Source organism: Woeseia oceani, from assembly GCF_001677435.1.
Lineage (GTDB): Bacteria > Pseudomonadota > Gammaproteobacteria > Steroidobacterales > Woeseiaceae > Woeseia > Woeseia oceani.
This window is the reverse complement of the sequence record NZ_CP016268.1, coordinates 1,277,423-1,303,680: the sequence shown is the minus strand read 5'-3', so window position 1 is coordinate 1,303,680 and position 26,258 is coordinate 1,277,423. Positions and strand designations below refer to the sequence as shown.

Annotated in this window: 23 protein-coding genes; 7 read left to right on the top strand and 16 right to left on the bottom strand. The window is 57.6% G+C overall.

The window, feature by feature from the left end:
* Positions 1-59 precede the first annotated feature (59 nt).
* The 3 genes from BA177_RS05690 to BA177_RS05680 all read right to left on the bottom strand — a co-directional run bounded on the left by BA177_RS05690 (position 60) and on the right by BA177_RS05680 (position 4,287).
* Complete coding sequence (locus BA177_RS05690) at positions 60-1,577, bottom strand: CoA-acylating methylmalonate-semialdehyde dehydrogenase (protein ID WP_068614019.1); 1,518 nt, start codon at positions 1,575-1,577, stop codon at positions 60-62.
* A 25-nt stretch (positions 1,578-1,602) separates the two neighbouring features.
* Positions 1,603-2,943, bottom strand: coding sequence for an aspartate aminotransferase family protein (locus tag BA177_RS05685; protein ID WP_068614015.1), 1,341 nt, complete (start codon positions 2,941-2,943; stop codon positions 1,603-1,605).
* A 63-nt stretch (positions 2,944-3,006) separates the two neighbouring features.
* On the bottom strand, positions 3,007-4,287 hold the full coding sequence (locus BA177_RS05680; RefSeq protein ID WP_068614012.1) for an NAD(P)/FAD-dependent oxidoreductase: 1,281 nt from the start codon (positions 4,285-4,287) through the stop codon (positions 3,007-3,009).
* A gap of 130 nt (positions 4,288-4,417) precedes the next feature.
* Between BA177_RS05680 and BA177_RS05675 the strand changes: the two genes are divergently transcribed.
* Positions 4,418-4,963 carry a cupin domain-containing protein gene (locus BA177_RS05675; protein WP_068614009.1) on the top strand — a complete coding sequence of 182 codons (546 nt, stop codon included), beginning with the start codon at positions 4,418-4,420 and terminating at the stop codon, positions 4,961-4,963.
* 7 nt (positions 4,964-4,970) lie between these two features.
* On the opposite strand, the gene speB is transcribed toward BA177_RS05675, so the two are convergent.
* The 5 genes from speB to BA177_RS05650 all read right to left on the bottom strand — a co-directional run bounded on the left by speB (position 4,971) and on the right by BA177_RS05650 (position 10,482).
* A complete protein-coding gene (gene speB / locus BA177_RS05670; protein ID WP_068614007.1) occupies positions 4,971-5,918 on the bottom strand; it encodes an agmatinase in 948 nt (315 codons plus the stop codon).
* Positions 5,919-5,944: 26 nt separating this feature from the next.
* Positions 5,945-7,318: an aspartate aminotransferase family protein gene (locus BA177_RS05665; RefSeq protein WP_068614004.1), complete on the bottom strand. Its 1,374-nt coding sequence runs from the start codon at positions 7,316-7,318 to the stop codon at positions 5,945-5,947.
* Between the two features lie 118 nt (positions 7,319-7,436).
* Complete coding sequence (locus BA177_RS05660) at positions 7,437-8,636, bottom strand: glutamine synthetase family protein (RefSeq protein WP_197493354.1); 1,200 nt, start codon at positions 8,634-8,636, stop codon at positions 7,437-7,439.
* Positions 8,637-8,849: 213 nt separating this feature from the next.
* Positions 8,850-9,605 carry a gamma-glutamyl-gamma-aminobutyrate hydrolase family protein gene (locus BA177_RS05655; protein ID WP_068613997.1) on the bottom strand — a complete coding sequence of 252 codons (756 nt, stop codon included), beginning with the start codon at positions 9,603-9,605 and terminating at the stop codon, positions 8,850-8,852.
* Between the two features lie 133 nt (positions 9,606-9,738).
* On the bottom strand, positions 9,739-10,482 hold the full coding sequence (locus BA177_RS05650) for a class I SAM-dependent methyltransferase (protein WP_068613994.1): 744 nt from the start codon (positions 10,480-10,482) through the stop codon (positions 9,739-9,741).
* 145 nt (positions 10,483-10,627) lie between these two features.
* Between BA177_RS05650 and maiA the strand changes: the two genes are divergently transcribed.
* Positions 10,628-11,278, top strand: coding sequence for a maleylacetoacetate isomerase (gene maiA / locus BA177_RS05645; RefSeq protein ID WP_068613991.1), 651 nt, complete (start codon positions 10,628-10,630; stop codon positions 11,276-11,278).
* Here the strand turns inward: maiA and BA177_RS05640 are convergent.
* Both BA177_RS05640 and BA177_RS05635 read right to left on the bottom strand, forming a co-directional pair.
* A complete protein-coding gene (locus BA177_RS05640) occupies positions 11,248-12,861 on the bottom strand; it encodes a Na+/H+ antiporter NhaC family protein (protein WP_197493353.1) in 1,614 nt (537 codons plus the stop codon). The two genes, maiA and BA177_RS05640, sit on opposite strands and share 31 nt — an antisense overlap.
* A gap of 321 nt (positions 12,862-13,182) precedes the next feature.
* Positions 13,183-13,938 (bottom strand): IclR family transcriptional regulator, encoded by a 756-nt coding sequence (locus tag BA177_RS05635; protein WP_257739303.1) that lies wholly within the window; start codon positions 13,936-13,938, stop codon positions 13,183-13,185.
* A gap of 146 nt (positions 13,939-14,084) precedes the next feature.
* Here BA177_RS05635 and BA177_RS05630 point away from each other — a divergent pair, with 146 nt between their 5' ends.
* The gene (locus tag BA177_RS05630) at positions 14,085-15,476 is read left to right on the top strand and encodes a glutamine synthetase family protein (protein WP_068613981.1); all 1,392 of its coding nucleotides are present in this window, start codon (positions 14,085-14,087) and stop codon (positions 15,474-15,476) included.
* Between the two features lie 22 nt (positions 15,477-15,498).
* Here the strand turns inward: BA177_RS05630 and BA177_RS05625 are convergent, their stop codons facing one another.
* The 5 genes from BA177_RS05625 to BA177_RS05605 all read right to left on the bottom strand — a co-directional run bounded on the left by BA177_RS05625 (position 15,499) and on the right by BA177_RS05605 (position 21,067).
* Complete coding sequence (locus BA177_RS05625; protein WP_068618966.1) at positions 15,499-15,795, bottom strand: SCP2 sterol-binding domain-containing protein; 297 nt, start codon at positions 15,793-15,795, stop codon at positions 15,499-15,501.
* 66 nt (positions 15,796-15,861) lie between these two features.
* Entirely contained in the window at positions 15,862-17,253 is a 1,392-nt protein-coding gene (locus tag BA177_RS05620) for a spinster family MFS transporter (protein WP_068613978.1), read from the bottom strand.
* A 61-nt stretch (positions 17,254-17,314) separates the two neighbouring features.
* On the bottom strand, positions 17,315-19,063 hold the full coding sequence (gene ggt, locus BA177_RS05615) for a gamma-glutamyltransferase (protein WP_068618963.1): 1,749 nt from the start codon (positions 19,061-19,063) through the stop codon (positions 17,315-17,317).
* A 34-nt stretch (positions 19,064-19,097) separates the two neighbouring features.
* Positions 19,098-20,348 (bottom strand): inorganic phosphate transporter, encoded by a 1,251-nt coding sequence (locus tag BA177_RS05610; protein ID WP_068613975.1) that lies wholly within the window; start codon positions 20,346-20,348, stop codon positions 19,098-19,100.
* A gap of 41 nt (positions 20,349-20,389) precedes the next feature.
* Positions 20,390-21,067 (bottom strand): TIGR00153 family protein, encoded by a 678-nt coding sequence (locus BA177_RS05605; protein ID WP_408068431.1) that lies wholly within the window; start codon positions 21,065-21,067, stop codon positions 20,390-20,392.
* A gap of 193 nt (positions 21,068-21,260) precedes the next feature.
* Here BA177_RS05605 and BA177_RS05600 point away from each other — a divergent pair, with 193 nt between their 5' ends.
* From BA177_RS05600 to queF, 4 genes are all read left to right on the top strand, one after another.
* Complete coding sequence (locus BA177_RS05600) at positions 21,261-21,698, top strand: EVE domain-containing protein (RefSeq protein ID WP_068618961.1); 438 nt, start codon at positions 21,261-21,263, stop codon at positions 21,696-21,698.
* Positions 21,699-22,694 carry an alpha/beta hydrolase gene (locus tag BA177_RS05595; protein ID WP_082989898.1) on the top strand — a complete coding sequence of 332 codons (996 nt, stop codon included), beginning with the start codon at positions 21,699-21,701 and terminating at the stop codon, positions 22,692-22,694.
* Positions 22,695-22,772: 78 nt separating this feature from the next.
* On the top strand, positions 22,773-24,461 hold the full coding sequence (locus BA177_RS05590) for a tetratricopeptide repeat protein (RefSeq protein ID WP_068613969.1): 1,689 nt from the start codon (positions 22,773-22,775) through the stop codon (positions 24,459-24,461).
* 135 nt (positions 24,462-24,596) lie between these two features.
* The gene (gene queF / locus BA177_RS05585) at positions 24,597-25,400 is read left to right on the top strand and encodes an NADPH-dependent 7-cyano-7-deazaguanine reductase QueF (RefSeq protein WP_068613966.1); all 804 of its coding nucleotides are present in this window, start codon (positions 24,597-24,599) and stop codon (positions 25,398-25,400) included.
* A gap of 21 nt (positions 25,401-25,421) precedes the next feature.
* Here the strand turns inward: queF and BA177_RS05580 are convergent, their stop codons facing one another.
* Positions 25,422-26,240, bottom strand: a complete 819-nt coding sequence (locus BA177_RS05580) for a GTP cyclohydrolase II (protein ID WP_068618957.1) — start codon at positions 26,238-26,240, stop codon at positions 25,422-25,424.
* Positions 26,241-26,258 lie beyond the last annotated feature (18 nt).

Genomic DNA, 26,258 nt, shown 5'->3' with positions numbered 1-26,258 from the left:
TACGGCGATGTAAATGGTATTGGCTGCCACCCGACCACCCGTCGGGGCAGCAACGAGGCTTACATCGTCGGCATTGAGAAGTCCGCGCCAGCGCGGATTCCTGCCGGCCAGCGCGACGTGACCGTTTTCAAACGCGAATAGAATCGAACGCCTTCCATCCCGTATACCGATGTATCGCCAAACAATGAGCGCTTCCAGCCGCCGAAACTGTGGAATGCCAGCGGAACCGGGATCGGCACGTTGATCCCGACCATGCCGACGAGGATGCTGTTCGCGAATTCCCGAGCCGCATCACCGTCACGGGTAAAGATGGACGTGCCATTGCCAAACTCGTGATCGTTGATGATCTGGATCGCCTCATCAAAGGTATCGACCCGGGTCATTGTCAAGAACGGTCCGAATACTTCTTCCTTGTAAATGCGCATGTCCGTCGTCGTATTGTCGAACAACGTGGGACCGAGGAAGTAACCGTCAGACTTGGTGATCTCGTGGGTTCGACCATCGACCAGCAGCGTAGCGCCTTCTTCCTCGCCGAGGTCAATATAGGAACGAACTTTATCCCGATGCTCCGCCGTAATCAGAGGTCCCATGTCGTTGTTATTGTCAGAGCCAGGACCAATTCGCAATGCGGCAATGCGTGGCAAGAGTTCTTTCAGCAGCGGTTCTGCTGCATCACCGACAGTGACTACGGCTGAGATAGCCATGCAACGCTCACCGGCAGAACCGTACGCGGCACCGAGCAGTGCATCCGCCGTCTTGGCCATATCGGCATCCGGCAACACAACGAGGTGATTTTTGGCACCGCCCAGCGCCTGTACGCGTTTGCCGTGTTCGGAGGCAGTGCGGTAGACGTGCTCTGCAACCGGTGTTGAGCCGACGAAACTGACGGCCGCGACGTCCGGTGATTCCAGCAACGCATTAACGGCGACGTGATCACCCTGAACGACGTTGAACACGCCATCAGGCAGGCCCGCTTCCTTGAGCAATTCCGCCCACTTCAGGGAGCAACTCGGGTCCTTCTCTGACGGCTTGAGTACGAAGGTATTGCCGCAGGCGATCGCCAGCGGGAACATCCACATCGGCACCATCGCCGGGAAATTGAACGGCGTGATTCCGGCACATACGCCGAGGGGCTGACGCAGCGAATAGGTATCAACACCGGTGCCGACCTGCGGAGAAAACTCGCCCTTGATCAAGTGCGGGATACCGCAAGCGAACTCGACAACTTCAAGCCCTCTCTGCACCGACCCGAGCGCATCGTGCAACACCTTGCCATGCTCTTCAGTAATCAGTGCAGCTAACTCGTGCTTGTCGCGTTCGATCAGTTCCTGAAGCCGAAACATGACTCGCGCACGCCGCAACACCGGCGTCACTGACCAGGTCTCGAAAGCGCGCTTTGCGGAGGCCACCGCTTGTGCAACCTCGTCCACACTCGACATGGCAACAGTCGCGCAGCGCTTGCCGGTGGCTGAGTCAAATACGTCAGTCGTGCGCCCGGTTGCGGACTCAACAACCTTGCCGTCGATCCAGTTATGAACCTGACGGATGGTGTTTAGTTCGGATGCTTTCTGTGCCATGTTTCTTGCCTGCCTTTAGTCTTTTTCAATTAAGTGCGCGTAGTGAACTGCGTACAGTTTCGATCATCTTTTCAATGTGCTCATCCGCCACGATCAACGGCGGTGAGAATGCAATGATATCGCCCGTCGTACGAATGATGACGCCTTTATCGTAGCAATCACGAAATACCTGCATCGCACGAGCAGTGGGCTGGCCCGCGATGGGCTCCAGTTCCACAGCACCGATCATGCCGATGTTACGCACATCAATCACGTGTGGCTCGCCCTTCAAGCTGTGCAGGGCATCTTCAAGCTTGCCCTCCATACTGCGCGCTCGTTCGATCAGTCCTTCTTCCTTGTATACGTCCAGCGTTGCACAACCGGCCGCTGCTGCCAAAGGGTGACCGGAATAGGTGTATCCGTGGAAAAATTCTATCGCGCCTTCAGGCCCCGTCATGAAGGTGTCGTAAATTTCGCTCTTGGCCAGCACGGCACCCATCGGTACTGTGCCACTGGTCAGGCCTTTCGCCGTGGTAATCAGATCCGGCGTTACACCAAAACGACTCGAAGCGAAGTTATCGCCGAGCCGGCCAAACGCGGTAATCACCTCGTCAAATATCAGCAATATGCCATGCTTGTCGCAGATATCGCGTAAGCGTTGCAAATAGCCATCCGGTGGCAACAAGACACCAGTGGAACCGGCAACGGGTTCGACGATAACAGCAGCTATCGTGGATGCATCGTGCAACGCCACAATATTCTCGAGGTCATCGGCAAGGTGCGCGCCCCATTTTGGCAACCCTCTGGAGTACGCGTTCTCTGACAGATTATGGGTATGTGGCAGGTGATCGACGCCGGGCAGCATGGTTCCGAACATTTTTCGGTTCGGCGATATGCCACCAACCGATATTCCACCGAAGCCTACACCGTGATAGCCACGCTCGCGGCCGATCAGTCGGGTGCGTGATGCATCGCCACGAATCCGGTGATACGCCAGCGCCATCTTTAACGCGGTATCAACCGCTTCTGATCCGGAATTGACGAAAAACGCGTAGTCAATTCCTTCCGGCGCCATCGCCGTGACCTTGTTTGCCAGATCGAAAACCGTTGGGTGGCTAAGCTGAAACGCCATGGAATAGTCGAGCGTTTCCGCCTGCGCCTTGATTGCCTCAACAATCTTAGGATGGCAGTGCCCAGCATTGCAGCACCAAAGACCGGCAACCGCATCGATCAGCTCGCGACCATCGTGGGTATAACAATGCATACCCTTTGCGCTGGTGATCAAGCGTGGATTCTGTTTGAAGTACCGATTGCCGGTAAAAGGCATCCAGTACGATTGCAGGTCCGGCATTTCAGTGGCCAGTTGTTCCGCAGTATTGTTTGGCATTTCCAACTCTCCGCAAGCAAGTCGCGCGCAATAACTGCGCGACGAGTACGTTCAGGATCAGGACTAAAGAATTTCTTTCAAACGGTAATAAAGCATGCCCAGTGCAAGCGCGGGATTGGCAAACCACTTGCCGCCCGGCAAACGCAGATGGCGAATACGCGCGAAGACGTCGAACTGCTCCATTTCGCCACCAATCGCATCGGCCAGCACTTTGCCGGCAAGATGCGAAGGTGCAAGCCCGTGTCCGGAATACCCTTGCGCGTACCAGGTGTTGTCTTCGATGCGCCCGAACTGCGGGATACGATTAATGCTGATGGCAATATTGCCGCCCCACTGGAACTCGATTTTTGCATCGGCCAATTGCGGGAATACTTTGAGCATATTCGGCCGCAACGTCGCGCCGATGTCGCTCGGGTCACGCCCCGAGTAATTGCACAGACCACCAAACAACAAGCGCTTGTCAGCCGACAAGCGAAAATAGTCCAGACCCACGCGCTGGTCGCAGGCGGCCATGTCTTCGGGCAGCAGCGTTGTCGCTTGCTCGTCGCCTAACGCTTCGGTAGCAATTATGTAGCTACCGGCAGGAATGACAGAGCCAAATAACCGTCGTTCGCTGCGCCCCAAATAAGCGTTGCCGGCCAGAACGACTTTGTTCGCGCTGACCGTGCCAAATGGCGTTTCCACTTTGGGGCTGGCGCCGTGCAACACGCGGGTAACCGGAGTCTGCTCATGGATGCGCACACCCAATTGCTCCGCGGCGCGAGCCTCGCCGATGCACAGATTCAACGGATGCAGGTGACCATTGCCGCGATTGACAAGCCCGCCGACATAACGCTCGGAGCCAATATAACGTGGAATATCGGCCTTCTCGACCAGTGTCATCGCGTGAGGGTAGGCCCGTTGCTCCTTGCGTTCGATCTCTGACCGGAAATACGCCATATCACCGTCGTTCAGCGCCAGATCCAGATAGCCGAACTTGAGATCACAATCAATGCCGTAGCGCTCTATCCGCTCGAGCACCAGGTCCCGGCATTCGAGACCCATTCCGTAGGCAATCTCTGCCGCTTGATGCCCTAAGCGCTTTTCGATTTTTTCGACTTCGACGAAGCCGTCAATCAGCTGCCCGCCATTGCGTCCTGAGGCACCCCAGCCCACGCGATGTGACTCGAGCAGGATGACGTTGTAGCCACGTTCGGCAAGACTGAGCGCCGCCGAGACACCGGTAAAGCCCGCACCAACGACAGCCACGTCACAACTCGCATCTCCATCGAGGCGCGGGTAATCGGTCTGCCAGTGGCTCGTCGCTGCGTAGTACGAAGCGGTATGAGGTTCTGTGTACTGCATGGTGGCTCAGGGTACTCCTGCATTCGGGAGTTAACAATATTTAAACGATTGATATTAACTACTTGTTTTATATAGACTACGTGCCACTTTCGTTTATTATTTTTAACGATTCAACAAGAGGCACGTGCGCATGGACGAAATTGGGCTGCGTTTGAAGAAACTTCGCCATTCGCATCACCTGTCGCAACGTCGACTCGCCGCGATGGCGGGCGTATCCAACGCGACTGTTTCCCTCATCGAATCAGGACAAAGCGACCCGTCGATGGGCTTGCTGAAGCGCATACTCGTTGCCATGGGCGTATCGTTTTCAGAGTTCTTTGCCGAAGACAGCAGCTCCCGCGAACAAGTGTTTTTTCGCGCCGAGGAGCTGAGCGAAATCAGCAGCGGTCCGATCAGCTTTCGCCAGGTCGGTAGCGACCTGAGTGGCAGCCAGTTGCAGATTCTTTACGAACGCTACGAGCCTGGCGCTGACACCGGCAAGTCGATGTTAAGTCACGATGCTGAGGAAGGTGGCATCATCCTCTCGGGACGCCTGGAGGTTACGGTCGGCGACCAGGTACAGACACTGGGAGTCGGCGACGCCTATCGCTTCAACAGCCGCATGCCGCATCGCTTTCGCAATACCGGCAGCTCTGAATGCCTGCTGGTCTCCGCTTGCACCCCGCCGAGCTTTTAGAACGACGCTAGCTGTTGGCGGCTGCGTAGATACCGATAATTTCCATCGCCACGTGCGCCGCGGCCAATGCGGTTATTTCCCCAACATCGTAAGCCGGTGCAACTTCGACGACGTCACCGCCAATCAGGTTAATGCCGTGCATGCCGCGCAGAATACTGATCGCCTGGTAGGTGCTGAGACCGCCGCACACCGGCGTACCAGTGCCGGGCGCAAATGCCGGGTCGAGGCAGTCGATATCAAACGTCAGGTATACCGGGCGCTCGCCCAGTATCGCGTGCGCCGCATCAACGACAGCGTCAATCCCGTTGTCTTGCACCCACGGACCGTCAAGAATCTGGAAACCGAGCGTATCGGCATTGCGCGTTCGCAGCCCGATCTGCACAGAATGCTCGGGATCGACCAAGCCCTCCTGGACCGCGTGGTAAAACATCGTGCCGTGGTCAATCCGGCCTTCGTCATCTTCCCAGGTGTCACTGTGCGCATCGAAATGCAGTAACGATAGTGGCGCGCCGAATTTTTCCGCGTGCGCCCGCAGCAAGGGGTAGGAGACAAAATGATCGCCACCGAGAGACAACAAACCCGGCCCCTGTGAAATGATCTCGAGCGCGTGTCTCTCGATGACCTCTGGCACCGTATCCGGGCGACCGTGATCAAAAAAACAGTCGCCGTAGTCAACGACCGCCAGCACGTCGAAAGGGTCGAACTCCATGCCGTATGGCCGTTCCCAGGCCATGATCGACGACGCCGCCCTGATGGCCCTGGGTCCGAACCGGGCACCCGGCCTGTTGGTCGTTGCCGTGTCGAGCGGCACACCGCTCACTACCAGATCCACGCCTTCAAGATCGCGGCTGTACTTGCGCCGCATGAACGACAAAGCACCGGCGAAAGTTGGCTCAGGCGTAGTGCCGTAAAGATCACTGCGTAAAATCGCGTGGTCGCCAGCCCGTTTGTCCATGCATGAACTCCGTTGCGATTCCGCTGTTAAGCCGCGATCGCCTTTTGCGTCAGGTCGAGGCACTTCCAGGCTTTGCCTATCAGCTCGTCCGCCTCTTCATGACTCAACGTCAATGGCGGAGCAACCACGATCGTATCTCCTACGGCGCGCATGACAAGCCCGTTGTTCACCAGAAAATCACGGCAGAGGGTGCCTGCGCCTATTTTTTCGTCAAACCGTGCGAGACTCGATTTATCGGCCACCAGCTCCAGCGCACCCATCAATCCAACCATCCTCGTTTCACCAACGATGGGGTGTTCTGCGAGCGTGCGCCAGCGCTCTGCCAGATAGGGGCCGATGTCATCGCGCACGCGCTCCACCAGATTCTCCCGCTGCAGGATGCGTATATTTTCTATTGCGACGGCGCAAGCCGCCGGGTGCCCCGAGTAAGTATAGCCATGGTAAAACTCGCCGCCCTTGTCGATCAGCGCGTCCGCAACCCGGTCACCGACCATGACACCGCCAAGCGGCAGATAGCCGGAGGTGACACCTTTGGCAAACGTCATGAGATCGGGTTTGACGTCGAAATAATCCGCGCCAAACCATTGCCCGAGTCGACCAAAGCCACAAATGACCTCATCGGTCACCAACAGGATGCCGTACTCGTCGCAAATCTTCTGAATCTCGGGCCAGTAGCTGTCCGGCGGAATAATCACTCCGCCCGCCCCCTGTATAGGCTCACCCACAAAAGCCGCCACCTGATCCGGCCCCAGCGCTTCAATTTTCTGGCGCAACAACTGCGCAGCCTGCAGACCGAATTCGTCCGGCGACAACGAACGGTCGCTGCCAAACCAGTACGGCTGATCGATATGTTCAATGCGCGGCACCATTGGCCCGCCTTGAGAATGCATCGGCTTCATCCCGCCAAGGCTGGCGCCGCCAATTGTCGAACCGTGGTAGGCGTTTTTCCGCGCGATGAGGGTCTTGCGTTGTGGCTCGCCCTTCAGTTCCCAGTAGTGGCGCACCATCCGAATCATGGTATCGATCGATTCGGAACCTGAGCCCGTGTAAAAAACCCGATTGAATTGCGGCTGGGTGATTTCCTGCAACATGCGCGACAACTCAATTGACGGCGGATGAGCGCACTGAAAGAAGCTGTTGTAGTACGGCAATTCCCGCATCTGGTTTGCAGCGGCATCGACCAGTTCGTCGCGACCGTAGCCCGCATTCACGCACCAGAGCCCGGACATACCATCAAGAATTTTGTTGCCGTCGGCATCGAAAATATAGACACCGTCGGCACGGGTAACGATGCGACTCCCGGTCTTGGCCAGTGACTTGTGGTCGGTAAACGGGTGCAAGTAGTGGCGACCGTCCAGGTCTTTCCATTCACTGCCTTGACGGCTATCGGCAATTGCCATAGTCCGGATCCTCAATTGGGTAGGTAGTTATGCGAATCATGTTAGCCAATAGTGAAACCGTTCGGCAGTGTGATTTCACATCCTGACGGTCTCACTAAAGGCTGGGTGCAATGATCGATCAGACGTTGAACATCAAGACCTCGCGCTCCCACGGAGTCACGATCTGTTCAAATTCCGTCACTTCTTCGTACTTGAGCGCCGTGTACAGCGAAACAAACGAATCGCCCAGGGTCGCGCGTAGCGCGTCACTGCTTTCAAAGGCCTCAATCGCCGAGAACATGTGTCGGTGCAAACCGAACGGCTTGTCATAGGCACTGCCTGTCGTTTCTTCCGTCGGCGACAAGCCTTCGGTCATGCCAAGGTAACCGCAGGCCAGTGTAGCCGCTATCGCCAGATAGGGGTTGACGTCCGCGCCGGCAAGCCGGTTTTCAACCCGGCGTGCTGCGGGTGCAGAATCCGGCACTCGCAGCCCGACCGTCCTGTTGTCGACTGCCCAATCCAGGTTGATCGGTGATGCCCAGTAGCTGAGAAAACGCCGATAGGAATTGGGATACGGTGCAAACATTAGCAAAGCCTCGGGCACGTACCTCTGCAGGCCCGCGATGTAGGAATAAAACAATTCACTGGCCGACCCATCCGAATTCGAGAATATATTCTCGCCGTCCTTGTCGATGACGCTCTGGTGGATATGCAATGCACTGCCGGCTTCCTCTGACATTGGCCGTGCAAGAAAAGTCGCGTGCATTTCATGTTTGATTGCTGCTTCACGAATCGTGCGTTTGAACAGGAACACCTGATCGGCAAGCGTGATTGGATCGCCATGCAAGAAGTTGATCTCGAACTGGGCTGGCCCCATTTCCTGGGACAGCGTGTCAATCGAAATGCCTTGTTCTTCGCAGTAGAGATAAACGTCGTTAATGAACGGATCGAAATCATTCATCGTGTCAATACTGTAGGGCTGTTTGGCCGTTTCAGTTCGGCCAAGCCTGCCCTCCGGCGGTTCCACTTCCGCGTTCGCATCAGAGTGCGGATTCAGCAGATAGAACTCGACTTCGGGTGCGACCACCGGCGTCCAGCCTTTGTCGCTGTATAACTTGACGATGTTCTTCAGGACCTGCCGGGGGGAAGTATTAACTGGCGATCCGTCTTTGCGCTGGCAATCCATGAATACGGATGCCGCCGGATCGCTGGCCCACGGTACCGGTCGCAATGTTGCGAAATCAGGTACCAACAGCATATCCCGGTCTTCGATATTGGATTTGTTTACGACATAGTTGCCGGAAACGGTCTGAGCGAAAATGCCTTCGGGCAATTTCATCTCACCTCTGCCAAATTTGTCCGCGGGCAATAACTTGCCTCTTGCGGCGCCGGCCATGTCCGGAACGAAGGCCTCTAGATCCTCCGTTTTATGTTCCCGGAACCAATTTTGAAATAACTCCTTGTCATCCACGTTACACCTTCATGTGCCACTTTCCGGGCACCTTGGATTGATTGCTTTATTGTTTTAAGTACGTCGTTGTTGTTGCACAGATTATCGATGTCGTTGCGCAAAATCGCGGCACGCATCACCGAATGCGGAAAACATTGCCATGGAAAATTCGTTCTCGGTCACGCGCCATTCCGGGTGCCACTGCACCGCCAGTGCGAAACTGTTGTACTTGTCAACACTGAACGCCTCAACCAAGCCATCGTCTGCCAATGCCTCAATGCGCACATCACTGGCCAGTTGGGCGATGCCCTGACTGTGCAATGAGTTCACCATCACAGAACCTCGACCGGCCAATGCGTGCAGCAATCCACCCTCAACCAGTTTGACGGGGTGGGCCGGCGCGTACTGAACATCGAGCGGATCAGCAGGGTTTTCTTTGTGCACGTGATAGCCCGGCACTTCGTGCACAAACGGGTGCAGCGAGCCACCAAGCACCACGTTCAGTTCCTGAAAACCACGGCACACGGCAAAGACAGGCATGCCGGCCGCCAGCGCGGCGTCGATCAGGGGCAACGTCGTGGCGTCCCGCGCGGGATCGTGCAAGGTGCCCGAACGGCTGGGCGAACCACCGTAGTGATGCGGCTCAACGTTCGACGGGCTACCGGTCAGGAACAGACCGTCGATTGCCGTTAGCAACTCCCCGGCAGGCAGCCGACCACCCAGCGCGGGCAATAAGACCGGCAGACTTCGAGCGCCGTCAACGATCGCCGAGATGTATTTTTCGCCCACCATATGGAACGGGTGCGGCTCGACGATACGCCGATCCGACGGAATTCCGATTACGGGTTTTGCACACATATAGGGCCAAAATGGCCTGAACCTGGTCGCGTCAGGCATTTTTGCCCGGAAGGTCTAGGATACGTCAGACCCGACGTTCCTGTACACCACCTGACGGCGGGCAGGGCTGTCGATGCCCTGCCCGCTCGCTGTTTCAGGGTTTCTTGAACAACAACGTGAAGCGATCGGTATTGCCGGTCACGGTGCGACGACCAACTTCGTAGCGAAGCTCGTCATCCGGGCGGAAATGCAGATCGCTGTAGTCCACGAGCTCGAAACCGGCAGCCTGTACTTCCTTGATGATCTCAACAACATCGGCACGTCGGCGTGTTTCCATAGACAACGGTTCCATGTGCCGACGGCTATGGTCAATCACGCCGTAGAGTCCGCCACGGGCGAGTGATTTGAATACCGCGTCATTGATGTTGGCGCGGCCTTCGGGCGTGAAGTTGTGCATGTTGCGGAAAGTAACCACCAGATCCAGGCCTTTAACGCCGAAATCAAATGGCCCAATGTTATTGGTGCCAAAAGGACCAGAACGCTCCATCGCGGCATCAATGTCCAAAACTTTGATGTGATCAAAGCCGTCCTGTGTCATCAGATTGCTGCTGACGCTATTCGTGCCGATTGACACGTACAGCTCACCTTTATCACGCAGTACCGGTGCCAGCAGCTTCGTGTACCAGCCACCCCCGGGTAACAGCTCGAGCACACGCATATCGTCTTTCAATCCAAAAAACGCCAGTGTCTCGACCGGCTTGCGATTGGCATCACGTGCAATTTCCGCTTCAGTCCTTACGGACGACGTCATGGCGTCACGGACTTTCTGTTCGGTCTGTTCGTCGGCGATTGACGGCAACGCCATCAGCAATACAATGAGTGAAACAAGGCTACGCATCGTGTGTCCTCAATTTTGAGTATTAAAAAAATAACTGGATGCAGCAGTTTAGCCTATTTATCAGTCAGACGCCGCGCTCCTGAAACGTTAAACTATTCGCCGCCGTGCCGTCCTTTCCACCACCTGAAGAGATGTGAATTTTCCTATGAAACTGTATGGGTATTACCGTAGCAGCGCGAGTTACCGAATCAGAATTCTGTTGAACCTGAAGAAAATCAGCTGGGAATTCGAGCCCGTCATGCTGAACCGCGGCGAACAATCCAAAGCTGAGTTTCTCGAGCGCAACCCGACGGGATTGGTGCCGGTCCTGGAGACCGGTAAGTTGTCATTGGGCCAGTCACTGGCGATCGCTGAATACCTTGAAGAACGTTACCCCGACCCGGCCTTACTACCGAGCGACCCCGACGGTCGTGCGCGGGTACGTGAAATGGCTGCGCTTATTGCCTGTGATACACATCCGTTGCAAAACCTGCGCGTACTCAATCACCTGCGTAGCAGCTTCGGCGCTGACGACGATGCTGTTGCCGAATGGACGCGACATTGGATTGGCCGCAACTTTGCGGCATTGGAGAAACTCGTCGCACGATCCGGTAGCGATGGCCGGTTCTGTTACGGAGACTCCGCGACGATGGCCGATGCATGGCTGGTCCCACAAATGTACAACGCAAGACGATTCAACGTTGACCTTGCACCCTACCCGTTGCTGACCTCAATTGACGCGCATTGCCTGCAACTGCCGGCATTCAGCGAGGCCGTTCCTGAACGTCAGCCCGATGCTCCCGTCGCCGGTTCCTGACCGGCGACGCGACCGAAATAGCGCAAGACACCAATAAGCAACAACACACCGATTGGCAATGAAATGAGTGGCGACACTCCGTAACCTCCGGGTATCGTGCCCGCCGCCATGGCCACGCCACCAACCAGCAGTGCGTAAGGCATCTGGGTACGAATGTGTTCTATGTGATCGCAACTGCTTGCCATTGACGACAGCACCGTTGTATCTGAAATCGGCGAGCAGTGATCGCCCCAGACGGCACCGGCCAGATTGCAGGCAATCGCGGAATACAGCAGATGCATGTGTTCGGGGTCCTGCATACCGGACACGCCCATCACGGCCCAGGTCAACGGCACTACCAGCGGCATCAGTATGCCCATCGTGCCCCAACTGGTGCCGGTGGTGAATGCGGTAACTGCCGACAGTAGAAATACCGTGGCGGGCACCAGTGGTGCCGGCAGCGAATCGGCCAATATCGACACCAGGTAATCAGCTGTGTGCAGGGCTTCCGTCACGCTCGACAGCGCCCAGGCGAGCACCAGAACAATCATTGCGAACAACATCGCGCGCACGCCACCGTACCAGGCATCCACTGTTTCCTCAGCCGTTAATATGCGTTGTGCTACGCTCATTACCGCGGCCGTCAGTGCGCCAAGCAGCGAAGCCCACAGCATCGCCTTGTACGAATCTGCAGAGCCGATGATGTCCATCAGTTCATCGCCGCTGCCGGTGGCGTAAAGCCCGATCAACAATGTCGCGATCATTACCAGCAAGGGTACGAACGCATTCCACGCACGAAACGGCACATCCGGTTTGGCTTCCAGATTGTCGCCCTGCATGGCGGGCAACTCTTCGCTACTGAGCGGCGCCACCTCGCCAGCGCGAGCCCGTTGTTCAGCGCGATACATCGGCCCGAAATCCCGGCCACTGACCGCAACCGCCAACACGAATACGATGGCGAAAATCGGGTAGAAGCTATAGGGAATGGAATTTAGAAACACGGTGTATGCCGGCGCGTCGATAGCCGGAATCTGTTCGAGTGCAGTGCCGATCAGCCCCACTTCGTAACCGATCCAGGTCGTAATCAACGCAATGCACACGACCGGCGCGGCCGTCGAGTCAACGATATAAGCCAACTTTTCGCGTGATATGGACAATCGGTCGGTTAATGGCCTTGCGGTATTGCCGACGACCAGCGTGTTGCTGTAATCGTCGAAGAAAATCATCAAGCCCATCAACCAGACCGACACCTGACCACTGACCGCAGTTTTCGCACGGCTGACAAACATCTCGACAATACGGGCCATTCCCCCGTTGCGGGTGATGATGCCAACCATGCCGCCTATCATCATTGAGAACAGTATGATCGCCGCATGATCAGCGTCCGCCAGCGCACCCACCACGAAAACCTGAAAGCTGTCGAGCAGGCCAGTGAAAATGCCTTGCGGAGTGAAAGACCGCAAGGCCGCGGCCCCCAGCCAAATCCCAACCAGCAAGGCAGGAATGACATTGCGCAATAGCAACGCCATCAGGATGGCTATCAAGGGTGGGGTTACGGACAGCCAGCCGGGCAACACTCGCAAAGGTTGCGAGACCGTAGGCATTCCTGCCACCTGAACTAAGATTTCAGCGTTGCCGGATTCGGCAATGACGACATCCGTGAAAAGTACGCTGCCCTCGGCCGTACTGACACTCTCGGCGCGATAGCTACCGACCTGCAAACTGACCGGTGTCGACGAGGCAACCCCGTCTATCGCGACGTCAAACGCAACATTGTTCAGCGCAAGGTCAGGTGCACTGACAACCGGCCCTTCCGCCTGAGCAGCAGAAAAGGCAATTAGTAAAAAGAAAACTGCGGTTATTCGGCTGATGTTTTTCTTCTTTTCGTTTAACCGCGAACGATACTAACACGCTGTTTGGCTGCACTAGTACTCCGGACTGAGGCGAATGGCTGCCTTGCACAATGACGCACCGATTTCCGCACGCCGGGCAGGCCCCAGTCGCTGCGTGGGACCCCCAATCGACAACGCACCTTGTACTTCGCCCAAACCACTGCGAATCACGGTAGCAATCGCTGTGAAACCGTCCTCAAGCTCATCCACTGTTACCGCGTATCCGCAACGACGGATGCGCGTCAATTCCGGCTGAAAAGCCGCTTTCCGGGTCAGTGTTCGTCGCGTGAGCGGCGGCAAGCTGTCACTCAGGCGCGCCAGCCCGTCATTGTCAAAAGCGAGCCAGGCTTTGCCTGTACTCGTCGCGTGTAGCGGCCAGCGCGTGCCAATATTGCCTGCGGCTGAAATGACGTGACCGCCTGCCACCTCGTCGAGTATCAGCATGCTGTTTTCGACCGGGACTTCCAGCGTTGCCGTTTCACCGATGTCCCTGGCCAATGCCCGCAACAACGGCCGAACCCGGCGCCGCAGATCGCTGCTCGCGAGCGCCTGGACACCGAGCGCCATCAGGCCCGGGCCCAAACTGTAAGCACTATTCGCCGCGTTGCGCTCTATCAATGACTCGCTCTGCAACGCCTGCAATAAACGGTGAGTGGTGGTCTTGTTCAGTTCGGCCGCAGCGCTAAGTTCGGCAAGGGTCATTTCGGCCCGTTCCGGCGTAAACAACTTCAGAAGACGAATAGCGCGGAGTGCTGACTGAGCACCCTGCGGAGGACGTGGATCACGCATCATAGTGGCACCATATTATGGGCATGAGTTTCATATTATGGCATTACGAGGATTCGGCGCAAGCACTGCCGCCGTGCTAACACCCTTGCCTAAGTGGCAGGACAGCGGTAGAACCTCAGCACGGGACAACAAGAGACCTACAGCGCATGAGCAAACCAACTGCCACGCCGGCTGTGAAAGAACTGCAGGCTTTCCTCAAACGGCAGCCCGAAGCGGCAAGCATCGAACTGCTGATTACCGACATAAACGGTGTCGCCCGCAGCAAACGAATTAAGCGCAAGGAATTCTCGAAAACATTTGCCGACGGCTTCTGCATGCCGGGCGGCACCGTGCTGCTCGATACCTTGGGCAACACGATAGACGGCATTCACTACTCGGCCGATGACGGTGATCCGGATGTTGCGGCCGAAATTGTGGCGGGCAGCCTGTCTCCCTTGCCTTGGTCGAACAGGCCCGGTGGACAAGCGTTATTTCGGTTCCGTCTGGCGGACGGTACACCGTTCTTCGCCGACCCGCGTAGTGTGCTGGAGAGGGCATTGCGGCCATTGCAGCGCATGAAACTGAAGGTGGTCATGGCAACCGAACTGGAGTTTTACTTACTGAATGCAAAGGCCGATAAACCAACCGCAAGCGTCTCAAGAGTGCCCGGAATCGGGCGTCCGCAACCCGGGCCACAGGTTTATCACCCAGACGACCTGCACGATATCGAAGGGTTTCTCGACGAACTGCACGACGTTTGCGAAATGCAGAACATCCCGGCTGGCACGACGACATCGGAATTCGCACCCGGCCAGTTCGAAATCAATTTGCACCATGTCGACAACCCCGTATTGGCCTGCGACCACGCCGTGTTGCTGAAGCGCGCCGTCAAAGCCGTTGCCAGAAAGCACGGTTACGTCGCCTGCTTCATGGCCAAACCGTTCGCTGACGACTCCGGCTCCGGACTGCATGTCCACATGAGCATCGTCGATAGCAAGGGCCGCAACTATTTTTCGCGTGGCAAAGAAAGCATGACGAGGCCACCTTACTCAGCGCAGCTCCGGCATGCGGTAGGCGGGTTGCAGGCCACCATGGCGGAGGCAACGGCGATTTTTGCACCCAATGCCAACTCCTATCGCAGGCTGAGACCGGAAATGTTTGCACCGGTAGAACCGAACTGGGGCAGCAATCACCGCAACGTAGCGATTCGGATTCCAGTGTCTGACGCGGACAACCTGCGTTTCGAACACCGCACGTCGGGCGCGGACGCTAACCCCTACCTTGTGACGGCCGCGATTCTCGCCGGTGTGCACTACGGGCTGAAAGAAAAGATCGCTCCGGGGACCATGGTAAAACCGGGTGCAATCATCAGCTTGAAACGCAAGCTGCCGGGCCGCTGGGATACCGCGCTGGATAAATTCTCCCGAGCCAAAGTGCTACCGGACTATCTTGGCGAAGAATTCTGCGCCTATTTTTTGCGCAACCGTCGCGAAGAAGCACGGCGGTTTCACAACGTCGTCAGCAACGTCGATTTTGATTGGTACATGCGCGCGGTCTGAAGGTCGTTATGCAAGCACGGTGTCAGCTAAACAGGCGACTCAGTTGCATTGCCTTACCGAGATCGCCTTCTACCTGAACGCGGCCCACCATGAAGGCTGTCAGCGGCGAAAGCCGCCCATCGAGCAGATCGTCCAGGTCTGTACCACTGAGTATTAATGTCGCGGCAGCATCGCCGTCAATATTGCTTACGACTATCGGGTAGCTCGACCCATCCACGTATATGCAGCCGAGTTCCTTTAGCTCCAGCTTCACGCAAAAGCCGAACGCGTCTTCGCAATCCACCAATAGCCGCACCCGGGCCGTTAATCGGTCCAGCATGTTCCCCATCCCTTATGCCACGTTGGCCCGGTACCGCCGCCGTCAGCGACGTGCAGCCCGGGCTCGCTATCTGAGTAACAGGTAAATCACCAACACCAGCACTACAATCATTGTCGCCAGCAATGCTCCTGATTTGCGAAGGCTGCCTGCGCCCAGCACTGGATCATCGACCCTGGCCAGGTCACTTTCAAGATAACAACCGGCCCGGTAGTAGTGAAATGCGGACCAGGGCCCGACCACTGAAGCGACAGTCAGCAAACTGTAGCGCATTGACTCCTGCCCCAACGCCGGCGCATACAGGTCACTGAGAATCCCGGTGACCTGTGGACCCATGCCAAGACCGATGATATTCAGGATGAACAGCATGAGACCGGCCGCCACACCGCGCATCCGCAAACCGACCAGATTCTGCGCCTGGGCCAGCGTCGTCGCCAGGTAAAAATTCGAAAGCACGGCCGGTATCAGAAACCACAGTAACGCGCCGTTTGCCGAATCGCTCAGGTACACCGGAAACAGGCACAGCCACGCCGCAAGCAACGCGATAGCCACACCCCACATGGACCAGCGTCGGCCGTAACGTCCGAGCCGATCCGCCATCCAGCCGCCTCCCGCGAAACCCGCGCCACCGGCAATGCCGAGTATCAACCCAAGATAAACACCGATCAGGGTCGGGCTCATGCCGTGACTGCGAACCAGAAAGCTGGGGAAAAAACTGGCAATGGCATAGCCGCCGAATGCCGCGAGACCGGAGCCTACCGCGAGGTGCGCAAAGGAGCGGCGCAACAACAAGAAGCGCGCGACGTAAACGATGCCTGGTGGCGGTGTGTTGTCGATTCTCGAATCCGCACTGCCGCGCGCGGGTTCGGTAACCGTGAATCTGACCAGCAAGGCGAGAGCCAGACCTGGCAAGCCAACGATCAGGAACGCTGCACGCCAGCCGATATTCTCCACGACCCAGCCGCCGGCCAGGTACGCGATCATGATGCCGATAGAAATGCCGAGCGTGAATATCCCTAACGCGGTGGAGCGCTGTTCCGGTGGGTAGTAGTCGGAAATCATCGAGTGCGCGGGAGGACTGCAACCCGCCTCACCAATACCGACGCCAATGCGCGCCAGGGTCAATTGCAGCACGCTGCCCGCCGCCGCCGACAACGCTGTCATACCGCTCCAGATCGCAAGCGCCAGTGCGATCAAATTGCGCCGATTGTAGCGGTCCGCCAGCAATGCAATAGGTACACCGAGCGTCGCGTAAAACAGCGCAAACGCGGAGCCGGCCAGAAAGCCCAGCACCCAGTCATCCACCAGGAATTCAGCTTTGATCGCCGGCAGCAGAATCGCCAGTATCTGCCGGTCGATAAAATTAAACGTATAAACGGCGACCAAAACGCCCAGTGCATATCGACGGGCGCCCGGACTGACCTTACCAACACTGGCATGTCCGGGCGCCGGCTTACTCACTGCAGTGCGACGTCCATCGGCAATCGATTTGCCCGGCTGCGTCGCCCGTTGCGTTGACGCCTCACTGCGTCGCCGTATTCATGGCTGGCCCGACACTCCCAGCCTCGGGCCGGCGCGGGTCGGATGCGCCCTGAAACAAGTCGCCCTCTCGCATCACCGATTGCAGGCTACCCATTGCGTCCGTGTTCTCAATGTTGTGGCCACGGCGTTTCAGTTCGCGAACTGTATCAGCACTGAAACCGGACTCCAGTTCCAACCTGTCAGGCAGCCACTGATGGTGAATACGCGGTACAGCGGTTGCGTCCGCAATGTTCATGCCGTGATCAACGACATTCACGATCATCTGCAACACGGTGGTAATAATCCGACTACCGCCCGGGCTGCCGGTCACCAGCCACGGTTGACCGTCTTTCATCACCATGGTCGGCGTCATCGAACTAAGTGGCCGCTTGCCGCCCTCAATGGCATTGGCATCGCCGCCGGTCAGACCGAAGGCATTCGGCACTCCCGGCTTTGCCGCGAAATCATCCATTTCATTGTTCAGGAGAAAACCGGCACCTGGCACACTGATGCCCGAGCCATAGCTGAAGTTGAGCGTGTAGGTGTTGGCAACAGCATTGCCATCTCTGTCCATCACCGAGAAGTGAGTCGTGTCCCTACTCTCCGTGCGCGGCACCACGCCCGGTGAAATGTCACTCGATGGCCGGGCTCTTTGCATGTCGATTCCGGCGGCCAGCTGTTTGGCGTAGGACTCACTGGTCAGCCACTCAACCGGAACATCGTAGTAGTCCATGTCACCCAGATGCTCACTGCGATCCGCATAAGCCAGCTTCATGACCTCAGTCAGCAGATGAACACTGTCGGCACTGCCCGGCCCCATATCCCGCACGGGGAAATGCTCAAGTACATTGAGCATTTGAATCACGTGCAAACCACCGGAACTGGAAGGTGGCATTGAGACAACTTCGAAGCCCCGATAGGAACCGGTGACCGCCTTGCGGAAAACGGGCTTGTACGATGCCAGCGCTTCAGCATCAATGAGCCCGCCATTGGCTTGCATATCACGGATAATCAGCTCGGCAATCTCACCTTTGTAAAACGCATCCGGTCCCTGCCGAGCGATGAGCCGCAGGCTGCGTGCAAGATCACGCTGTCGCAGCCGCTCGCCCGCGGCATAGGGCTCACCGCCTTTCTTGTAGAAGTAAGCAAGACTCGCCGGATTGGAACCGAGACGCGCACGGCGCGACTTGAGCAAGTTCGCCAGATCATGACTGACAATGACGCCGTCGCTGGCAAGTTTGATCGCGGGCTCCAGCAGCTTGCGCCAGGGCAGGCGCCCGTAACGTTCGTGGGCAGCGTACAAGCCGGCGACAGTGCCGGGAACACCCGACGACAGATGGTTGAACTTGGAAAGCGTCGGATCAACATCGCCGTTTTCATCGAGGTACATATCGCGGCTGGCTCCTGGCGGCGCCATTTCGCGGTAGTCGATGGCAATCGTTTCGCCGGTTTCTGCCAGATAAATCAACATGAAACCGCCGCCGCCAATGTTGCCTGCACGGGGCAGCGTTACCGCCAGAGAAAACCCGACCGCAACAGCCGCATCGACTGCGTTGCCACCGCGCGCAAGTATATCGGCACCGACCTTGCTGGCTATCGCATTCTGCGACGCCACCATGCCGTTCGTGTCATAGACCGGGTGATGGCGGGCCGAATACCGAATGATGGCCGCGTCTTCACTCTGTGCAAACAGAACCGCCGGTTGCAACAACAGGACACACAGGAAACTAACGAGCGTGCGTTTCATCATCACCTCTGTACGTTTGAACAGCAGCGGCACCCGCTTAAGGAAGAACCGCTTTAAGAATGTAGAAGAACAGGATGGCCAGCAATGCACCTGCCGGTATTGTCACGGCCCATGACACGAAGATGCGTCCGACCACTCGCAGATCGATCGCATCGATGCCTCGTGCCAGACCTACACCCAATACCGCACCAACCAGTGTGTGGGTGGTGGAAATGGGAATACCGGTACCTGACGCGATAACAATGGTTGTTGCTGCCGCCAGTTCGGCCGCAAAACCGCGACTTGGTGTCAGTTGGGTGATTTTCTCGCCCACCGTTGCGATCACGTGGCGGCCGTACGTCGCAAGACCAATAACAATACCCGCGCCACCCAGCACGAGTACCCAAAGCGGTATCGACGACTTCGCCCCGATCACGCCACTTTGCGCAATGCTGATGACCGCCGCCAACGGCCCAATCGCATTGGCAACGTCATTGGAACCGTGTGCGAACGCCATCGAACAGGCGGTGACGACCATCAAAATGGCGAAGACCCGTTCAACAGTATGGAAGTGCTGCTTTTTCTCCGCCTTGGGGTCCGGCTCAATCCGTGCAATTGCCACTTTGCCGATGGCCGCAACAACTATGGCTATAGCGACGGCAAGCATATAACTATGGCTCATTTTGAGCTCGAGACCCACGTGTGTCAGCCCTTTGAGTATGGTCACCAACGTAATGGTGAAGGCCGCGAAAAAGATATAGACCGGCACATAACGTCGCGCTTTTTCCAGTGGGTCCGGCTGGGTCAGGATGAGTCTTTGGACGCTGCCAAAAATAAGATAAGCGATAAAACCGGCGGTAACCGGGGATACCACCCAGCTCATCACGATGGTGCCAACCTTGCCCCACTGCACGGCATCCATACCGATGCCAACGGCGGCAAAACCGACGATGGCGCCAACGATGGAATGAGTAGTGGAGACCGGCCAGCCGTTACGTGATGCTATCAGCAGCCAAATCGCGGCGGCCAGCAACGAGGCCAGCATGCCGTAAACCAGCAGCTCGGGTGTTTCGTTGAGCAAGCTCGCATCGACGATGCCTTTGCGTATTGTCGATGTAACTGCACCACCGGCGAGTACAGCGCCGAGAAACTCGAAGATAGCAGCGACAAGAATTGCCTGCTTGATTGTGAGTGCTTTCGACCCGACCGACGTTGCCATCGCATTGGCGACGTCATTGGCACCAATCCCCCAGGCCATGAATATGCCGAATACCGCCGCGAGTGCGATATAGACAAGTTGTGCTTCCATCCGTTAGTTCCCCGCTGATGCTGTCGGACTAGTGATTCTTTTTAATGAGACAGCAGCAGCTCAAGGCGCCGCCCTACCCGTTCAGCCATGTCGGCTATTTCGCCAGTCAGCTCGATGACCCGATAGAGAAAAATCACGGTTACCGGCTCGAGCTCACTTTCGATTCTGAACAATGCGGCACGCAGGTCGGCTTGCCGCTCATCCGTGTCGCTCTCAATTCGGTCCAGCTCTTCGATCAATGACTCAACCAGTTTGACTTCGGCACCTTTGAAGCCACTGGTGAACAATTCGTCGAGTTCGCGGACGCTCTTGCGCGCCTGCTTCGCTGCATCGACATTGCGGCGCACAAACTCCAGAAAGTCATCCGAAATCTGTGCCGGAATCACCATCCGCCGGCCGAGCACAAGACCCGACACGTCTTTGGCACGGTTGGCCATCTTGTCCTGCACCAGCAACAGCTCCAGCAGGTCCTCCCGCGGCACGGGCATGAACAGGCTCTTTGGCAAATGCAGGCGGATTTCCTTCTTGACGTCGTCCGCCTGGTTTTCCAGATCCTCGACAAGCTTGCGGGCGGCCGCTGCACCGTCCCAGTCGCCCTTGACGGCGCAGGCGAAAAAGGTATTGAGCTGCTTGGTGCACTGGTAGGCGATGTCACAGTGCTTCTCGAGCGGTTGTACAGGTGAGGTACCAAAAATATTGGCAAGCATATTGGCCAAAATCGAATCTCCCGAAGACGGCGACAGATACAGGTTTTGTTGGAAAGTAACGCCGGCAGCCTGGCCGGACGGCTAGTCGCGACATACTAGCACAGGATAATTTCTCCCCGGGGCCCCGACGACAGCCGCCGTGCTAGACTCCCGCCCATTGTGATCAGCCAAGTGAAGTGGAGGCATTACGGTGGCGTACTGGCTAATGAAATCCGAACCCGATTCCTACAGCATTGACGACCTGGAACGCGACGGAACGGAACCCTGGGATGGCATTCGCAACTATCAGGCCCGCAATATGATGCGGGACGACATGAAGGTAGGCGATAAGGTATTTTTCTACCATTCCAGTTGCAAGCAACCAGCGATAGTCGGCCTCGCCCGCATCGCCAGCAAGGCCTACCCGGACGCGACGCAATTTGATCCCAACAGCAAGTACCACGACCCCAAGAGCTCGCCCGAAGAGCCGCGCTGGGTACTGGTCGACGTCAAGTTTGAGCGTCAGCTGAAACGACCGATTCCGCTGACGGAATTGAAACAACACCCGGCGCTTGATGACTTCCAGCTCAACAAGCGCGGCAATCGTTTGTCGATCTTTCCGGTCAGCAAGCAGCACTGGGACCTGATCCTGAGCCTCGAGTAAGTGCCAAAGCGGCGGATAATCGCCAGGACTGTTGCCGTTGCACTGTTGGCGGTTGTGCTGCTGACAGCCATACGTAGCTGGCCCGACGCGTTGGGTCCTGCGGCAGATCTGCCTGAAATCCCTGACCCTGCGGATGCCTGGCTCGCCAGCACGGAAGCGCGTGTCGCCGCCGGACCCGGCCTGGTCGCCGGTGCGGAAAAGCGCATTCGCTGGTACGCAGATCTGCCCGCAACCCAAACAGAATACGCGCTGGTCTATTTGCACGGCTTTTCCGCAACCCGGCAGGAAATCGCACCGGTCTGCGAACAGCTGGCAGATGCCTTGCAGGCCAATCTGTTTGAGACCCGCCTGACCGGGCACGGCCTCCGCAGTAACAGACTCGCCGGGGTTTCAGCCGAAGACTGGCTGGACGATGCCGCCGAAGCACTGGCTATCGGCCAGAAAATCGGTAAACGCACGCTACTGATCGGTACCTCGACCGGCGCTACCCTGGCACTCGCGATGCGTAAGCGTCTTGCTGCCGGCGGCGTCGACGCACTCATCCTGCTATCGCCGAACTTCGCACCCGCAGACCCGTCGGCCGATATATTGACCTGGCCTGGCGGACCATTGCTGGCGCGGGCTGTGGTCGGGAATGAACGCCACTGGACGGCTGCCAATGATTTGCAGGAGCGTTACTGGACAACGCGCTATCCCTTGGACGCCGCCGTCGAAGTCATGCGACTGGTCAAAGCCGTGCGTTCCGATTTGCCCATGCAGCTCGAGCAACCGCTACTCACCCTGCTTTCCCCGCAGGACGACGTAATTGACATTCAGCGGGCGCGGGCGGCTTTGGAGCGGATCACCGCGCCTGCCAATGAAACGATCGACATTGATGCCCAGGGTGCGAATGGGCACGTATTCGCGGGCGATATTCTCTCACCAGTCAATAATGATTTGGTCGTACAACTGATTGCGGATTTCGTGCACCGGCAACTTGGCCCCGCCGAACTATAATAACAGCACGATCACCAGACCTGCCGCTGTTACCTCCAACCGCACCACGGCCACACCGGTCTGCAAAAGGGGAGAACTATGAACAATCGTCGCACCAACCGCTACGCGCTGGTCTTGCTGGCGATCATCGCCAGCGCCTGCAGCGACAAGCAGCCCGCCGACTCAGGCGAGATCGACCTCGCTGCCCTGGTCACCCGTGCCGGTGCACCACTGTTTGACGGCATGGGCGATCATCACCACGCCATTACGACCCAGGACCCGTACGCACAACGTTATTTTGACCAGGGCCTGACAATCGACTTCGCGTTCAACCATGCTGAATCCGTACGGTCTTTCCGCGCCGCGCAAACGCTCGATCCGGAATGCGCCATGTGCTACTGGGGCGAAGCGTTGGCCCTGGGACCCAACATCAATGTCACCAGCAATGGCAAGGTCGTGATGTCCGACGATGAACGTCGAACCGCGTACGCCGCCATCCAGCAGGCGATCGCTCTGCAGGACAATGCGAGTCAGAAGGAACGCGATTACATCAATGCGCTGGCCGTGCGTTACAACGGCGATCCCAGTACCGAACGTGAACCACTCGACCTCGCCTACGCCAACGCAATGCGCGCATTGTCAGAGAAATACCCTGACGATGACGACGCTGCCGTGTTGTTTGCCGAGTCTTTAATGAACACGATGCCCTGGGACTACTGGCTGGACCCGGAGAATCCGAAGCCGCACACGATCGAAGTGATCGACGCACTGGAAACGGTGCTGGCCCGCTCACCACGTCACCCGATGGCGATTCACCTGTACATACATGCCGTCGAAGCTTCGTCCCGGCCCGAACGGGCGGAACCGCACGCCGATACCTTGCAAACACTGGTCCCTGGTGCCGGGCATCTTGTGCATATGCCATCGCACATCTACTGGCGCGTCGGACGCTATGACGACGCATCCACTGCCAATGAAAAAGCCGCGGCAGTCGACGAAGCGTATATCGCCGCGTGTAATGCACAGGGTTTTTACCCGGCGGCCTATTATCCGCACAATATTCACTTCCTGTGGGCGGCATCCAGCATGCAGGGGCGCAGTGCCGTAGCCCTGGAAGCGGCACGCAAAGTCGCTGACAACGTGCGGATAGAAATGATTGAGGAGTTTCCCGGCGTTGAATTTTTCAAGACCATACCGTTGCTGGCCCTGACCCAGTTCGGTCGTTGGGACGATGTGCTCGCCGCACCCAGGCCGCCAGCGAACCTCGAGTACTCGACGGCAATCTGGCATTACGCACGAGCGACGGCATTCGCTCGCCGCAACGACCTGGCGGCCGCGCGCGCGGAGCATGAACAACTCGTGCCATTGCGCGCCAGCGCGGACGTGCAATTTCTGGACAAGATCCAGTACCCGGCCTCAATGCTGCTCGAAATCGCCGACGAGCTGGTGCAGGGCGAAATCGCCATGTCCGAGGGGGCTTTCGACAGCGCAATCGAGCACTTCGAAATAGCCGTTGCCACTCAGGATGCACTGCCGTACACCGAGCCACCTTTCTGGTACTACCCGACGCGCCATTCGCTCGGACAGGCGTTATTGGAATCCGGAGACGCTTTGGCCGCTGAAGCGGTGTACCGCCGTGATCTGGAGCTCTACCCGCACAACGGCTGGTCAATGTTCGGTCTCATGCAGAGTCTCGATCGTCAGAACAAGGACTCCGCTGAGGTTCGCCAGCATTTCGAAACCGTCTGGCGCAAGGCGGATGTCACGCTGACCGGCTCACGTCTGTAACGGCTGCGGGCTGCTGTCGGGCCGCGGTAACCGGCAGCAGCCCCATACGGTTCGTACAGGCTCGGCGGTGAGCAGCAGATGCAGCCGCGCGCTGCCATGACTACACTAGTCATCTCGTTAGCCAGGCTTTACCCGATGAAAGACACATTACTGGGGCGCAGCAGCGACTACCCCGACACCCTCACAGCGGAACTGCTCTACCCGGTTGCGCGCGCAGACGGCCGCGCAGCGCTCAAGCTCGGCGACGCTTTGCCGTTCACTGGCGTCGATCTGTGGACAGCCTGGGAAATGAGCTGGCTCGATACGGCCGGTCGACCGGTTGTCGCGGTATTGTCGCTGGCCGTTCCGGCGGACTCGCCGGCATTGATCGAATCCAAATCGCTAAAGCTCTATCTGAACTCCTACGCGATGAGCCGCTTTGCATCGGCGGATGAGGTTGCGAACCGATTGCGCGAAGACCTTGGCCAGTGCGTACAGAGCACCGTGCAGGTGCAACTGCAGCCGGGCGGCGCCACGGCCGGGTTCAGTGAATTGCCCGGCATCTGTATCGATCGGGAAGACGTCGTCTGCAACCGTTACGAACTCGACGCGACGTTGTTACGCAGCGGCGGCGCCACCGTCCGGGAAACATTGCATTCCCATGTGTTGCGCAGCCTGTGCCCGGTGACCGGCCAGCCTGATACGGGCAGCGTGATGATCCGCTACCGGGGTCCGCGCATCGATCGCGGCGCATTGCTTGCCTACATTGTCAGCTTTCGCCGGCACTCCGACTTCCACGAACTGTGCGTCGAACGCATTTTTTCGGATTTGCAGTCGCGCTGCGCGGCGGAGGAGCTGACGGTTTACGCGCGCTACAACCGTCGCGGCGGAATAGACATCAATCCGTTCCGGTCGAATGTCGACAGTGACGCTCCCGACCTGCGCCTCTGGCGGCAATGACACCCGCAAGCGGACGGTAGGTCAGTCACACAGGTCTTCGGGTGACAGCTCGTGGCCCCAATCGCGTTTGGCTGCAAGGTAACGCCGGTTGGCATCGTTGATTCCGCTGACGTGCTTGACGCGCGTAATGCCCGACAAGCCTTCAGCGCTCAGATCCGCCACTTTCTTCGGATTGTTGGTCAGCAAACGGAACGGGCGCTCACCCTGAAAATATTTCAGCAGCGTTGCGGCATCACTGAAGTCTCTTGAATCGTCGGGCAAGCCGAGGCTGCGGTTGGCCTCGTAGGTGTTTTCTCCGGAATCCTGTAACAAATACGTTGCCGCTTTCGCCCACAGGCCGATACCGCGGCCCTCGTGACCCGACATGTAAATCAACATGCCACCCGCCGGGTCGGTCGAGATGCGTTCAACAGCGCTGGACAATTGTGGACCGCATTCGCACCGCTGCGAACCGAACACATCACCGGTCAGGCAACTCGAATGCACCCGGACCAGCGGGTTGTCCCAGTTTGCCGGATCACCGAATACCAACACACTGTTCACGGCCATGGACGATGACATGACGGCAAACGATTGCTGGCCCTGTCGTTCGCGCAATTCATCCGCGAGTTCCTGCACCTGGCTCAATTCGGTGTGCCGAACGCTTGCGTACCAGTTCGCCTGATAGTGCTTGCCCTCCAACTGCAAAGGCAACGGGATAGGACCAAGAATACTGAGGCTGCGGGTGCCGGGCAGGATCTCGTGATCGCTGCTGACAGGTTTGCCATCGGCATCCACACGCTGCAGCTTGCCGTCGTCGGCGAGGCGCTGGCGAATACCGGGATCGATATAAGTGAACATGGGCGTGAAGCCTACCAT

Coding starts and splice junctions, on each gene's coding strand:
- BA177_RS05675 (WP_068614009.1), top strand. CDS start 4,418: ATGGACGAAATTGGGCTGCGTTTGAAGAAACTTCGCCATTCGCATCAC.
- BA177_RS05610 (WP_068613975.1), bottom strand. CDS start 20,348: ATGGAAGCACAACTTGTCTATATCGCACTCGCGGCGGTATTCGGCATA.
- BA177_RS05625 (WP_068618966.1), bottom strand. CDS start 15,795: ATGCTGGACCGATTAACGGCCCGGGTGCGGCTATTGGTGGATTGCGAA.
- BA177_RS05580 (WP_068618957.1), bottom strand. CDS start 26,240: ATGTTCACTTATATCGATCCCGGTATTCGCCAGCGCCTCGCCGACGAC.
- BA177_RS05665 (WP_068614004.1), bottom strand. CDS start 7,318: ATGGCAATTGCCGATAGCCGTCAAGGCAGTGAATGGAAAGACCTGGAC.
- speB (WP_068614007.1), bottom strand. CDS start 5,918: ATGGACAAACGGGCTGGCGACCACGCGATTTTACGCAGTGATCTTTAC.
- BA177_RS05690 (WP_068614019.1), bottom strand. CDS start 1,577: ATGGCACAGAAAGCATCCGAACTAAACACCATCCGTCAGGTTCATAAC.
- BA177_RS05640 (WP_197493353.1), bottom strand. CDS start 12,861: ATGCCTACGGTCTCGCAACCTTTGCGAGTGTTGCCCGGCTGGCTGTCC.
- BA177_RS05650 (WP_068613994.1), bottom strand. CDS start 10,482: ATGCGTAGCCTTGTTTCACTCATTGTATTGCTGATGGCGTTGCCGTCA.
- BA177_RS05590 (WP_068613969.1), top strand. CDS start 22,773: ATGAACAATCGTCGCACCAACCGCTACGCGCTGGTCTTGCTGGCGATC.
- BA177_RS05680 (WP_068614012.1), bottom strand. CDS start 4,287: ATGCAGTACACAGAACCTCATACCGCTTCGTACTACGCAGCGACGAGC.
- BA177_RS05685 (WP_068614015.1), bottom strand. CDS start 2,943: ATGCCAAACAATACTGCGGAACAACTGGCCACTGAAATGCCGGACCTG.
- BA177_RS05635 (WP_257739303.1), bottom strand. CDS start 13,938: ATGCGTGATCCACGTCCTCCGCAGGGTGCTCAGTCAGCACTCCGCGCT.
- maiA (WP_068613991.1), top strand. CDS start 10,628: ATGAAACTGTATGGGTATTACCGTAGCAGCGCGAGTTACCGAATCAGA.
- BA177_RS05660 (WP_197493354.1), bottom strand. CDS start 8,636: ATGAAATTGCCCGAAGGCATTTTCGCTCAGACCGTTTCCGGCAACTAT.
- BA177_RS05655 (WP_068613997.1), bottom strand. CDS start 9,605: ATGTGTGCAAAACCCGTAATCGGAATTCCGTCGGATCGGCGTATCGTC.
- queF (WP_068613966.1), top strand. CDS start 24,597: ATGAAAGACACATTACTGGGGCGCAGCAGCGACTACCCCGACACCCTC.
- BA177_RS05630 (WP_068613981.1), top strand. CDS start 14,085: ATGAGCAAACCAACTGCCACGCCGGCTGTGAAAGAACTGCAGGCTTTC.
- ggt (WP_068618963.1), bottom strand. CDS start 19,063: ATGATGAAACGCACGCTCGTTAGTTTCCTGTGTGTCCTGTTGTTGCAA.
- BA177_RS05600 (WP_068618961.1), top strand. CDS start 21,261: ATGAAATCCGAACCCGATTCCTACAGCATTGACGACCTGGAACGCGAC.